Annotated in this window: 12 protein-coding genes; 7 read left to right on the top strand and 5 right to left on the bottom strand. The window is 36.2% G+C overall.

The annotated features are described in order from the left end of the window. Positions 1-71 precede the first annotated feature (71 nt). The 7 genes from U5B17_RS02660 to U5B17_RS02630 are packed head-to-tail and all read left to right on the top strand — an operon-like array spanning position 72 to position 6,199. Positions 72-713 carry a LysE family translocator gene (locus U5B17_RS02660; RefSeq protein WP_430803808.1) on the top strand — a complete coding sequence of 214 codons (642 nt, stop codon included), beginning with the start codon at positions 72-74 and terminating at the stop codon, positions 711-713. Between the two features lie 8 nt (positions 714-721). Beyond that, positions 722-1,327 (top strand): DedA family protein, encoded by a 606-nt coding sequence (locus tag U5B17_RS02655; RefSeq protein WP_430803807.1) that lies wholly within the window; start codon positions 722-724, stop codon positions 1,325-1,327. Between the two features lie 43 nt (positions 1,328-1,370). Beyond that, complete coding sequence (locus U5B17_RS02650; RefSeq protein ID WP_430803806.1) at positions 1,371-2,249, top strand: lysophospholipid acyltransferase family protein; 879 nt, start codon at positions 1,371-1,373, stop codon at positions 2,247-2,249. After that, complete coding sequence (locus tag U5B17_RS02645) at positions 2,246-3,136, top strand: ELM1/GtrOC1 family putative glycosyltransferase (RefSeq protein ID WP_430803805.1); 891 nt, start codon at positions 2,246-2,248, stop codon at positions 3,134-3,136. Before U5B17_RS02650 ends, U5B17_RS02645 begins: the two co-directional genes overlap by 4 nt. Then, positions 3,133-4,212: a glycosyltransferase family 4 protein gene (locus U5B17_RS02640; RefSeq protein WP_430803804.1), complete on the top strand. Its 1,080-nt coding sequence runs from the start codon at positions 3,133-3,135 to the stop codon at positions 4,210-4,212. The genes U5B17_RS02645 and U5B17_RS02640 overlap by 4 nt, the downstream gene beginning before the upstream one ends. Continuing rightward, positions 4,209-5,441: an O-antigen ligase family protein gene (locus U5B17_RS02635; protein ID WP_430803803.1), complete on the top strand. Its 1,233-nt coding sequence runs from the start codon at positions 4,209-4,211 to the stop codon at positions 5,439-5,441. The genes U5B17_RS02640 and U5B17_RS02635 overlap by 4 nt, the downstream gene beginning before the upstream one ends. Further along, entirely contained in the window at positions 5,438-6,199 is a 762-nt protein-coding gene (locus U5B17_RS02630; RefSeq protein WP_430803802.1) for a glycosyltransferase family 2 protein, read from the top strand. Before U5B17_RS02635 ends, U5B17_RS02630 begins: the two co-directional genes overlap by 4 nt. Here the strand turns inward: U5B17_RS02630 and mog are convergent. From mog to aroB, 5 genes are read right to left on the bottom strand one after another with little or no spacing between them, the layout of a single operon-like run. Next, a complete protein-coding gene (mog, locus tag U5B17_RS02625; RefSeq protein WP_430803801.1) occupies positions 6,196-6,735 on the bottom strand; it encodes a molybdopterin adenylyltransferase in 540 nt (179 codons plus the stop codon). The two genes, U5B17_RS02630 and mog, sit on opposite strands and share 4 nt — an antisense overlap. Positions 6,736-6,744: 9 nt before the next feature. After that, the gene (locus U5B17_RS02620; RefSeq protein ID WP_430803800.1) at positions 6,745-8,409 is read right to left on the bottom strand and encodes an AAA family ATPase; all 1,665 of its coding nucleotides are present in this window, start codon (positions 8,407-8,409) and stop codon (positions 6,745-6,747) included. After that, positions 8,396-9,643 (bottom strand): tRNA (N(6)-L-threonylcarbamoyladenosine(37)-C(2))-methylthiotransferase MtaB, encoded by a 1,248-nt coding sequence (gene mtaB, locus U5B17_RS02615; protein WP_430803799.1) that lies wholly within the window; start codon positions 9,641-9,643, stop codon positions 8,396-8,398. The genes U5B17_RS02620 and mtaB overlap by 14 nt, the downstream gene beginning before the upstream one ends. Next, positions 9,636-11,249 (bottom strand): mechanosensitive ion channel domain-containing protein, encoded by a 1,614-nt coding sequence (locus U5B17_RS02610; RefSeq protein ID WP_430803798.1) that lies wholly within the window; start codon positions 11,247-11,249, stop codon positions 9,636-9,638. Before U5B17_RS02610 ends, mtaB begins: the two co-directional genes overlap by 8 nt. Continuing rightward, on the bottom strand, positions 11,246-12,286 hold the full coding sequence (aroB, locus tag U5B17_RS02605) for a 3-dehydroquinate synthase (RefSeq protein ID WP_430803797.1): 1,041 nt from the start codon (positions 12,284-12,286) through the stop codon (positions 11,246-11,248). The genes U5B17_RS02610 and aroB overlap by 4 nt, the downstream gene beginning before the upstream one ends. Positions 12,287-12,298 lie beyond the last annotated feature (12 nt).

Here is a 12,298-nt window from a genome sequence, read left to right as displayed (position 1 = left end):
AAAAATTTCATAAATTTTAAGCCAAACTAGCTAAAATAGCGGTTTGGCGACTCAAAATAAAACGGATAAATATGGAATTTTATACCCTTTTACCACTTATGTTAGCCCACTTTATAGCGCTCATCGTGCCTGGGCCAGATGTTTTTTTGATACTAAGAACCTCGCTTGCGCATGGCTTTAAACAAAGCGTATTTGCCTGTCTTGGCGTGGGAGCTGGTATAGTTATTTGGGTATTTTTAACCGCTTTTGGGCTTAAAACTATATTTTTAAATTTTCCATCTTTACGCATCGCTTTGATGGTTTTTAGCGTCTGCTACCTATCTTATCTAAGCTTTTTGCTTTTTAAATCAGCCAAAACAAAAAGAGACACAAAAATCAAAACAAAAGATAGCTCAAGCCACAGCGATTTGCACTTTTTTTTAGTGGGTTTTTTAACAAATTTATCAAATCCAAAAGCGATATTATACTTTGCAAGTATTTTTTCACGCTTCGTAGATAAAGCAAACTCGCTTACGCAAGTGGCTATTTTAGTCGCTGTGATATCGATTGAAAGCATGCTATGTTTTATATTGCTTGGTAAAATTTTCTCAGCAAAAAAAGCACGCGAAGCGTTTTTACGCAGACAAAATATCCTTGATGGAATTTGTGCGGCAATATTTGGTTTTTTTACTATTTTGATTTTGATTGATTTAATCCGCGAAATTTTACATTAAGACATAAAATGCTTAGCAGTATAATCGACACAATCGTATCTTATGTCTCAGCATGGGGTTATCTTGGTATATTTTTAATGATGTTTTTAGAGAGCTCTTTTTTCCCTTTTCCAAGCGAGGTGGCTATGATACCAGCTGGCTATCTTGCTAGCAAAGGCGAAATGAGTCTTACTGTAGCATGGTTAGCTGGTACTGGCGGAAGCCTTGTTGGAGCTGTGTTTAACTACTATCTGTGCTACTTTTTTGGGCGTGAGCTAGTTGAAAAATACGGCAAATTGGTTGGTATAAGTGAGGCCAAAATGCAAAAATTTGAGAAATTTTTTAACAAACATGGTGAAATTTCAACATTTAACTGTCGTCTAATCCCTGGCATAAGACAATACATTAGCCTACCAGCAGGCTTAGTAAAGATGAACATCTTTAAATTTAGCCTATTTACAACTCTTGGGGCTGGTATCTGGGTAGCCATACTGCTTGGACTGGGCTACTTTTTGGGCGAAAATGAAGCCTTACTGTCTGCTAAACTTAAACAAATAACCATCTGGCTTTTAGTCTGTGTAGCAACTATTTTTGCATGCTATTTTGCCTATTTTCGCTATTTTAAAAAAGACTAATCCTATTTTTGGTATAATAAATGAAAAAATAAAAAGGTCAGTCTTGAGGGAAAAATTTGAGTATTTTTTGACTCTTTTTGCTATCAAAATTACTAAAATTTTTCCAAATAGCGTTTGCTATGCATTTTTTAAGAGTCTTGCGATACTTCTTTTTTATATACTTGCTTCGCGCCGTAAAATAGCCATAAAAAACATCAGTGCTGCATATCCTGACTTAGAACAAAAAGAGGCTAAAAATTTAGCAAAAGAAAATTTTAAAAGCATTGCCAAAACGCTTTGTGAGGCGCTTTTGGTGTATAACGATAAACTTAAGCTTGAGCAACTTTTTATAAATGGAGATGAGGCGATAAACTTGGTTAAAAAGCTCTCAGAAAATGGCACAAGACCTATTTTATTTACGACCGCCCACTTTGGAAACTGGGAGGCTTTGTCAAACTATTTTGCGTACAAGGGCATAACGCTGCTGGTTATAGGCAGAGAGGGTAATAACAAGCTGATTGAACAAAACATAACTCTGCCATTTAGAACAAAATTTGGCAACGAGCTAGCCAGCAAAGATAGTGCTATGCTAAATATGGTGCGCTATTTAAAAGAAGGCAAAAATGTCGGTATCTTAATCGATCAGCGCCCCAGCCTACAAGGCTCACTCTCTACAACATTTTTTAACATACCATGCAAAACAGCAACACCTATAGCTCTTTTAAAGCTTAAATTTAATCCTGTTATCGTGCCGATATTTGCACTACGCGATAAAAGCGGAAAATATGAGATCATCATCAAAAATTTTGATGAAAGTGTGATAAAAGGTAGCAAAAACGATGATATTTTGGCTATAACCCAACACATTAACGATATATTTGAGCAAATCGTCAGACTCGATCCTTCGCAGTGGTTTTGGATGCATAATAGGTGGCGAAAGTGAAAAGAGTTCTTATCATTAGCGATAAAAGATCTGGGCACGAGAGCCAAAGCATAGCATTTTGCAAGCTAATGGGCTATGAATATGATGTTCTTAAAATAGAATTTACCTGTAAGTTTTTAAAATTATTAAGCTATCTACTGGACTTTTTTAAAATTTATCTACCTATTTTTTCAAAAAAAGAGATGAGCCTGACTGGCTTTGATATCGTAATCTCATGCGGTTCTGGGACATATTATGCAAATAAATTTTATGCGAAAAAACTTGGGATAAAAAACATAGCCTTAATGCTTCCTAAAGGCTTTAGAAACGACTTTAGCCTAGTTTTTAACACCTTTCATGACAAAAGTGGTGAAGAAAATGTGATAAATCTGCCAGTTAATATAAATTTTATAAATAACAAAATTTACCACACCCCAAAAGGTAAAGCCATAGGTTTTTTAATAGGCGGGGATAATAAAATTTTTAAAATGAACGAGGACATTATAGGTGTCATAAAAGAGCTAAAAAACCGTTTTTCTGACTATGAAATAATGCTCACAACTTCAAACAGAACACCTAAAAATATAGTCAAAGAGTTAGAAAAAGAGGGTTTTGAGTATTTTATAGATCCTTGCAAAAACCCGATAAACCCAATAGGAAATTTTATGCAAAGCTGCGAGTTTGTATTTATCACGCAAGATTCTGTCTCAATGGTTAGCGAGGCCGTATGTACCCCTGGTGCGAGCGTGGTTATTTTAGAGCTTAGCAACAATAAAGATAGTAAATTTGATCTTTTTATAAACAACCTTAAGCGACTTGGTTTGGCACAAATCTATACTAAAAACTGCGAGCTAAAAACAACAAAAAAGCTAAATTTAAAAGAAATTTTACAGGAAATAAAGCTGTGAAGGTCGTACAGTTACTTCCTGAGCTAAATGAGGGTGGTGTCGAGCGTGGCGTGGTAGAGCTAACTGGTAAACTAAAAAATTTTAATACCATTTCAGTTGTTATAAGCAAAGGAGGAAAGTTAGTAGATGAGCTTTTAAAAAATGGCATTAGTCATGTAAAAATGGATGTTTCAAACAAAAATTTACTTACATTTTTGCCAAGAGTGCTGAAGCTTCGAGCCATACTAAAAGAGCTAAAACCAGACATAGTGCATGTAAGAAGTCGTTTTCCAGCATGGCTTTTAAAATTTGCAAAAATTGGGCTAAATTTTAAGGTAGTAAGCACCATTCACGGTTTAAACTCACCAAATTTTTATAGCAAGATAATGACTGATGCCGCTCATATTATTTGCGTTAGTAACGCTGCAAAAGAGCATATACAAAAGCATTTTAAAGCCAATGATAATAAAATTTCAGTCATATTTCGTGGTGTAGATATAGGTAGTTTTGATCCAAATATTTTACCTAGCAAAGATGAGCTTAGGACTGAGTTTAATCTTAAAGATGAGCTTGTCATTTCTTGTGTTGGTCGCATAAGCCAAAGTAAAAATATAGCAACCTTGATAAAAGCCGTAGAGATTTTAAAGCAAAAAGAGACTAAAATTTCACTTTTAATCGCTGGCGGAGTTCATGCAAAAAAACAAAAACACTTTAAAGAGCTAAAAGAGCTTTGCAAAAAGCTAAATATTTACGAAAATGTAAAATTTCTAGGAAGCATCAGTGAAGTAGCTAAAATTTATAAACTAAGCGATGTCGTGGCAAGTCCATCGATAAAACCAGAGAGTTTTGGCAGAAGCATTGCTGAAGCTATTACGATAAACACACCGGTTGTAGCAAGCAATCACGGCGGAGTAAAAGACATCATTATAGAAGGAAAAAACGGTTACTTTTTTGAGCCATTAAATGCAAGCGAGCTAGCAGAAAAAATTTTACTTGCCAAAGAGCTTAAATTTGATGGATTTAACTACATTATAGACAAATTTTCTTTAGAGAAAATGTGCGAAGAAAATATAAAAATTTACAAAGAACTGATATGAATATACAAAATTTTAGAAAACATCTAACTTACGACAACATCTTTGCGGCGTTACTTTTTATATTTTCACTCACCCTTTATATAGGCAAGTCTTACAATATCGTAAGCACATTGATGGTGCTTGCTTTTATGTTTAAAACATATAAGACTAGGCAGTTTTTTGTATTTAAAGATAAATTTTTTATCTTTATGTCACTTTGGTGTGCTTACATGTTACTTAGCGTGATATGGGCAACACATAAAGATGACATACCTAAGTCTGTTGGGGTGCTGTTTTTATGGGTACTTTTATATCTTGCTATAAAAACCGAGCTAAACTCAACGCAAAAACTAGAACGCTTTTTTAAGCTTCAAATTTATATCGTTTTGTTTATAGCTTTTAACGCTATTTTACAGCTATCACTTGGCTATAATATCTTTGGCACAAAGCTTACTATCGGCAGAGCAACCGATCTTTTTTCTAGTGCAGATAGGATTTATCCATATATCTTACCGCTTTTTGTTGGTATGTTTGGGGCTATGCTAACTCTTAAACACCGCTCTAAATCACACTACATACTCTACGCTCTTGGGCTTTTTGGTATTTTGCTTGCTGTGCCAGCTAGTGGTATCCGCGGTCCACTTATAATACTAGCGATATTTATACCTATTATTACATGGGCTAATCCTTATAGAAAAACTGCACTGGGAGTATTTGGCTTTTTGATTTTGTGTCTTACGGTACTACTTTATACCAACCCAGCACTACAAAATAGAGTAAAAACACTCAAAAATCCATTTGAAAACCAAAAGCACCTGCGTGTAGCCATATGGAAAACAGCATTTGAGCAGTTTAAAGACAACCCTATACTTGGTGTAGGATATAAAAATTTCAGACACAGGCAATTTGAATACTATAAACCAGAATTTAAAAGCCATGAAATAGATCCAAAGAAAAATAAAACCGCTCATCATTCACACAGCCCTTGGCTTGATATACTTGCAGAGCAAGGAGTTGTAGGGCTTTGTTTTTTAATTGTGTTATTTTTTGGCGTACTAAAAAATGCATACAAAAAGGGTGCTTTTATGTTTATTAGTCTATTTAGCGTGATGTATGCTTTTTCATTTTTGCACTCAACTTTCGTACTTTCAAGCAGTAGATGGTCATTTTTTATGATTTATGCGGTTACGATTTATGTGCTGCTTTCAAAATATTATGAATTTTTAGTACAAAATGAGCAAAAAACATGATACCAGCCTCAGTTTTTATCATCTGCTTAAACGAAGAAAAACATATCAAACGAACACTTGAGGCTGTTAAGGAATTTGATGATATTATCATTGTAGATAGTGGCAGCACTGATAACACATTAGATATAGCGCGCCTTTATACAGATAAAATTTTCCACAAAAGCTTTAGCAACTACGCAAGTCAAAAAGAGTATGCAAAAAGCCTTTGTTCGCACGAATGGGTTTTAAATATTGACGCTGATGAAAGGCTATCTGACGAACTAAAAAATGAGATAGTAAAAACCATTCAAAACAACGACACGGACGCACTTGAAGTAAGCATAGTAAGTTTATATATGAACTCATTTAACACACTTACAAAGCCCATAACAAGAATCAGATTTTTTAAAAAATCAATGGGTTTTTATCCGCAAAAATTGGTTCATGAAAGTGTAAATTTTAGTGGTCGCGTACGAAAAACTAGCGCACTGCTTTATGACTATGGTAGCAATAGTATAACTACACACATAAACAAGATAAACAGCTACTCAAGCCTAAGAGCTCAAGAGAAATTTCTTACGCAAAGACGATCAAATACATCAAAACTTCTGTTTATTATGCCACTTGCATTTTTTAAGTCCTACTTTATAAGGAGAAATTTTTTAAATGGCAAAAGAGGCTTTATAGCGGCGATGTCAAACGCCTTTTATGCATTTTTAAAAGAGGCAAAACTTTACGAACTAGAGCTACAAGGTGAGCAAAACCCACCTTGTAGTTAAGAAATTTTCTTTTGTTTTGGGCGAAATACCTTCATTACATTTTCATCTGTTTGGATAAATGCACCCTCTATAAGATCGATACAGTAAGGAATAGCTGGGAAAATTGGCTCCAAACACTCTCTTATAGCTTTTGGGTTGCCTGGTAAATTTACAATTAGTGCATGACCTCTAATGCCAGCTGTTTGACGCGAAAGGATAGCCGTAGGGACATATTTTAGGCTTGCCGCGCGCATAAGTTCGCCAAAACCAGGCATCATCTTCTCACAAACTGCCTCTGTTGCCTCTGGCGTTACATCACGAAGCGCAGGACCGGTCCCGCCAGTAGTTAGTACAAGATCACAACCCACCTCATCACACATAAACTTTAGTCGCTCACAAATCAACTCATACTCATCAGGTATAATCTCATAAATATACTCAACTTCACTTGTTATCCACTCGCTTAAAACCTGCTTTATCGCAGGACCAGAAAGATCCTCATAAACGCCCTCGCTTGCGCGGTCACTTAGTGTTAAGATACCTATTTTTGCTTTCATTTTTCTCCTTTATTCGTATTGTTTGCTTAAAATTTTAGAAATTTCATCTTTTTCAATGCTCTCGTTTGCAAAAAGCTTTTGTGCAATCTCTGCTGTCTGTGTATTCATCTTACCTAAAAACTCAGCTATCTCATCACGCGCCTGTCTTAAAATTTTCTCAACATCAGATGGATTTGCCAAAAACGACTCGCCCATGGCATACTCATAAACCATCTTTTGAGCAAGCTCTTTTGCGGCCGCGATATCCTCGCTACTATTTGAAAATACATCACCATATTCAAGCTCAAGCTTTACTACGCCAGCCAGCAACACCTTAAGTTTTGAAAGTAGTTGCGTTCTTGAGCTTATCTCGTGTTCTAAGTCGCAAAATCTCTCTTGTGTGAGTGAAATTTTTTCAAATTTTACCTCAAACCAATAGGCACTAAGTGCTTTTGCGGCTTGATAAAGTGACTGTATGCGTTTTTCATTTTCACTAAAGCTAAATGCCCTTTTTTGCCCAAAAAGAACCTTTTGCTGAACTTGCTCAAAGTCGCCAAGCTCTATCACATCGCTTTCTCGGCGCAAAGCATTTATGGCTGCTTCATTTACTAAGGTACTTAATGCTGCACCATTAAAACCGACACTAAGCTTTGCAATGTCTTCAATATCTCCACTAAAATTTTTATCTCGCAGATATGAGCGCAAAATTTCTACGCGCTCCTTTGCGTCAGGCAAAGATAAGAAAATTCGCCTATCAAAGCGCCCAGCGCGAAGCAACGCCTCATCTATCATCTCAATGCGATTTGTTGCAGCGATAACTATCACGCCCGAGTTATCCAAAAAGCCGTCCATCTCGGTCAAGAGCTGATTTAGCGTGGCTTCTCTCTCATCATTGCGCCCATCCCCCCTACTTTTACCAACAGCATCTATCTCATCTATAAAAACAATGGACGGTGCCAAAGCTTTTGCGCGAGCAAAAAGCTCTCTAACTCGCTTTGCGCCAACGCCAACATAAATTTGTACAAAGCTTGCACCATTTTGATAAAAAAACGGCACATTTGCCTCTCCAGCAACAGCCTTTGCAACAAGCGTCTTACCCACACCTGGAGGTCCAACCATAAGAACACCTTTTGGCATTTTTATGCCGTGCATGCGGTATTTGGCTGGATTTTTAAGAAAATCAACTATCTCATTTAGTTCTATTTTAACATCGCTAATGCCTGCTACATCGCTAAATTTTACATTTGAAAGTACAGGACCTAACTTTTCTGAGATAAGCTCTCCCACCTCAAGCATCTGGGCTGTGTTTTTGTCAGCTGGCTGAGTTAGTTTTAAATTTTTCCTAGCAAGCCTAAACATAAAAAACACAAAAGCACTAACAAAAAGCACTAAAAACAGCAACACAGATAGCAAAAACGGTGTAAGATCGCTAGGCTCTTTTGTGGTTGGGATACTTCTTGAAAGCACTCCTAGGTCAATAGCATAGGCAAGTATGCGAAAATTTCCTTGCGTAGTCTGCAAATAAACATATCCATCATCAATCTTTGCTTTTTGTATTGCATTTTGACTTAACAAAACCTCATATCTGGTGTAGCTAATGTCTTCTGGCTCATATCTAAACCAAGCAACCGCAAGAACCGACACAAGTAAGACCGCGGCTATAACTATGATGTTTTTTTTATTAAATTTGCGCATAATTTGCCTCCATCTTGGCTTCAAATCGCTCTAAAACAACCCATTCTTTTAATATATCTCGGTTAGTTTTTATAAAAACTTTGTTATAAAACTCATCAAACCCCTCATAAAAAGCCCCATTTTTCTGCTCAACTAGAACATTTAATGGCTTTTTTATATTGCTTCTAAATTTAAAATTATTCTGCGTAACTATATCTTTTAAAATTTTAAGTCTTGACTTTGCTATATCGCCCCTAATCTCATTTTTAAGCGTTGCTGAGTGCGTACCAGAACGCGGCGAATAGGCAAAGGCGTGAAGGTGCGTAAGTGGAAATTTCTTAAAATTTGTAACTGCTTCAGTCCAAACTTCATCGCTCTCGCCCGGATGTCCAACTATAAAATCAGTACCCAACGCAAAGCCCATATCTGCGAGCTCGTTAAATAGTTCGATATCGCGAAAGGCTGTATTTCTGCGACGCATAATAGTTAGCATAGCTTGGCTAGTGTGCTGAAGCGCTATATGAAGATGGCGCTCCAGCCACGGTTCTTGCAAAATTTCACGAAACGCCTCATCTATCTGACTAGGCTCAATACTACCAAGTCTAATACGCCTAATCCCTGAAATTTGCCCTAAATTTTGAAGTAACCTTCCAAGGCTAGAGCCCGTGTCTTTCCCGTAGCTACCGATATTTGTACCAGTTAAAACAAGCTCATTATAGCCATTTTTAGCCAGAGTTCTAGCTTCATTTATAATGGCATTTTCATCCATGCTACGAGCCTTGCCACGCACGCTTGGTATGATACAGTAGCTGCAAATAAAGTTGCAACCTTCTTGAATTTTTATAAAAGCCTTTGTGTGATTTTCATAATTTGTAACGATGTTTTTGTCAATACTTTTTAAATTTCCAAGCTCAAAAAATGGTTTTTGTGCCTTTAAAAGCTCATTTATCTTACTTTTTTCACTAGCACCAATAACCCCAAAAACGCTGCTTTTTTCAAATAGCTCTTTGCCCTTACTAACAGCACCACAACCAGTTAGTATAACGCGTATGCCTCGTTTTTTTAGTCCGTTTATATAAGCTCTAGCGCCGCTATCAGCTGAATTTGTTACAGTGCATGAGTTTATCACTACCACATCGGCGTTTTCTTCATCGCCAACTATCTCATAGTCTTTAACATAGCTCTTCATCAGCTCAGTGTCATATATATTTGTGCGACAACCAAAGGTCTTAAAAAACAGCCTCTCTTTACTCATTTAGCCCCTCATCTATCTCGCTATGAATATTTGGCGAAATTTTGCGTGCAGTATAAAGAGTTTGCGTTGGATATGCAATACGAATGTCATCTTCCTTGCTAAAAGCATCTATAAGCTCAGCACTTATTGTACTTCTAAGTGCTAATGGTGCGTAGGAATTTGCCATATACCAAATCGATATACAAATTCCATAAGGTTCAAAAAGAGTAAAAACTCGCGGGTCTACATTTGAGTTTTTAATGCTGTATTGCGCACGAAGTTTTCCCATCTGGCGCTTTGCAATGTCTGTATAGCCTTTTGAATATTTTCTTGCGATAGTTTTTGCTATATAGACGGCCTTTTTATGGTTACTGTCAAAACTTACAAATATATCAAGCCCATCCCAAACTGTCTTCATACCATAATGAGCATAGTTTGAGATAAGCTCTGTAAAGATATAGTGGTTTGGCACAAATACTATACGCCCTGCTCTACGGCTTTTTTCAAGATATGAGGCCATAGTAACATCTTCAAAAACAGTCATTCTAAGTAGCGATATATCTATAATATCGCCAACATAGGCTATGTCGCCCTTTTGCACCTTTATCCTGTCACCAACATGAAATGTCCCGCCAACAGTTATAACAATCCAACCAAGCATACTCATAAACATATCTTTCATAGCAATAGCAAGACCTGCGGAGGCAAAACCAAGCACAGTTACTATATAAGTTACATTTTCTATATAGGCAAAGAGTAAAATTAAGATTATCAGTAAAAAGTTGATGAAATTTATAAATTTATTTACCGTATAAAAACGATCATCATCGCTAATAGTACGCTTTGCAACAAATTTAAAAAAGAAACTAAGACCAATGATAGCAAGTATAAGTATAGCGATAGTAGCTAGGCTTATTACCTGCGACTTTACTTCGTTTTTAGTAATATTTATCGCCTCTTCAGCACGCTTTTCATAAACGCTAAAAGTAGTATCAGCTATCTGTTTTGTGCCTTTAAACTCAGCTATCTGACGAGTAAGATCTTCAAGCATACTCTCATCAACCACACTAGAGTTTATGTCATTTGTAAGCGCTATAAGATCGGATAGTAAATCTTCTTTATTTTTTAGTTTTTCGATAATAGTATCAAGCTCGCGAATATGCTTTGCGTATTCTTCTTTATCTGTTGCTACTTTTTTCATATATGAAAAACCGCCAACAAGAGCTATTGGGTTACTTATGCGCGGAGGCAAGTTGATGTCTGGAGAGGCTAACATCTGAGAAAAAGGCATTTTCTCAAATTCTTTTAGTAAATTTATCTGCTCGTTTAGTGTGTTTATCTTTTTATCTAACTCTTCGGCTTTGCGACTATTTTTATCTATCTTTTTATATTGCGCCTCACTTTTTTCAAGCTCAACTTTGATCTTTTCATATGTTCTGTAATTTGCATAACGCGTAATCCAAATATTATTTTTTAAGGCTAAATCAATAGCATCAATTTGCTTTTGAAGCTCAGATATTTTAGCGCTATTCTCTGGACTATAAAAGCTGGAATTTACATCAATGCTAGCATTTATCTCACCAAATGCTAAAACTAAGAATAGACTTAAACAAAATAAAATTCTCATTTAAATTCTCTTAAAATTTCTAAAACTTGCTCTTTTTTTATGTCACTTCTTATCTCGTGAGCGCCTATACCTTTTGGCAGGATAAATTTTATCTTTTTATTTTCACTCTTTTTATCCATAAAAAAAGCTTCATAAAATGAATTTTCATCAGCTATTTTATAGGTTGTAGGTAGTGAAAATTTCTCTAAAAGTCTCTTTATCCTGAGCTTTTCTTGCTCGCTCATAAGTCCAAGACTAACGGCAAGGGCATTTGCCATATTCATACCTATCGCCACTGCCTCTCCGTGCAAAAACTGCTTATAATTTGTCTCATTTTCTATCACATGAGCAAAGGTGTGCCCATAGTTTAATACCGCACGAAGTCCTTTTTCATGCTCATCTTGCTGCACTACATCAGCCTTTAACCAAACTGCACTATAAATAATCCTAGCAAGTGCACTTTCATCTTTTATATTAAAATTCTCAAGCATGTCAAGCATCGAGCTATCAAACATCACAGCCATCTTTATAGCCTCAGCCAAACCAGCCGAAAATTCACGCTCTGGTAGCGTTTTTAAAAACCTACTTTCGCAATAAACAGCCACTGGCTGATAAAACGAGCCGATAAGATTTTTACCAAATTTGTTATTTACACCTGTTTTTCCGCCTACACTAGCATCAACTTGAGCTAAAAGCGTAGTAGGAATGTTTATAAAGTTTATACCTCGCTCATAAATGCTGGCAACAAAGCCAGTCATATCGCTAACAACTCCGCCACCAAGGGCTATAAGCGTAGAATTTCTATCAAATTTACTTACAAAAAGCTGCTCCAAAATTTGCTCCACACTAGCCATATTTTTATACTCTTCACCATCAGCAACAGTGATGATAAAATACTCATCACATTTTAACCGCTCAAGCAACCAACCAAGCCAAAGTCCAGCCACTTTTGGATTTGTTATGATACCAACTTTGCCATTTAGCTTTATCTCATCTAGCTCATCGATATAGACATTGTATTTTTGCGTTGCTTTATGTAAATTTAACTCTACTTTCATAATTTTCCTAAC

The sequence above is a fragment of the Campylobacter australis genome (genome assembly GCF_050586305.1).
Classification (GTDB): Bacteria; Campylobacterota; Campylobacteria; order Campylobacterales; family Campylobacteraceae; genus Campylobacter_A.
This window is presented reverse-complemented; position numbering and strand designations above follow the sequence as displayed.

Excerpts from the sequence above, each read along its gene's own strand:
- mtaB (WP_430803799.1), bottom strand. The coding sequence starts at position 9,643 with ATGAGTAAAGAGAGGCTGTTTTTTAAGACCTTTGGTTGTCGCACAAAT.
- mog (WP_430803801.1), bottom strand. The coding sequence starts at position 6,735 with ATGAAAGCAAAAATAGGTATCTTAACACTAAGTGACCGCGCAAGCGAG.
- aroB (WP_430803797.1), bottom strand. The coding sequence starts at position 12,286 with ATGAAAGTAGAGTTAAATTTACATAAAGCAACGCAAAAATACAATGTC.
- U5B17_RS02620 (WP_430803800.1), bottom strand. The coding sequence starts at position 8,409 with ATGCGCAAATTTAATAAAAAAAACATCATAGTTATAGCCGCGGTCTTA.
- U5B17_RS02655 (WP_430803807.1), top strand. The coding sequence starts at position 722 with ATGCTTAGCAGTATAATCGACACAATCGTATCTTATGTCTCAGCATGG.
- U5B17_RS02660 (WP_430803808.1), top strand. The coding sequence starts at position 72 with ATGGAATTTTATACCCTTTTACCACTTATGTTAGCCCACTTTATAGCG.
- U5B17_RS02610 (WP_430803798.1), bottom strand. The coding sequence starts at position 11,249 with ATGAGAATTTTATTTTGTTTAAGTCTATTCTTAGTTTTAGCATTTGGT.
- U5B17_RS02635 (WP_430803803.1), top strand. The coding sequence starts at position 4,209 with ATGAATATACAAAATTTTAGAAAACATCTAACTTACGACAACATCTTT.
- U5B17_RS02630 (WP_430803802.1), top strand. The coding sequence starts at position 5,438 with ATGATACCAGCCTCAGTTTTTATCATCTGCTTAAACGAAGAAAAACAT.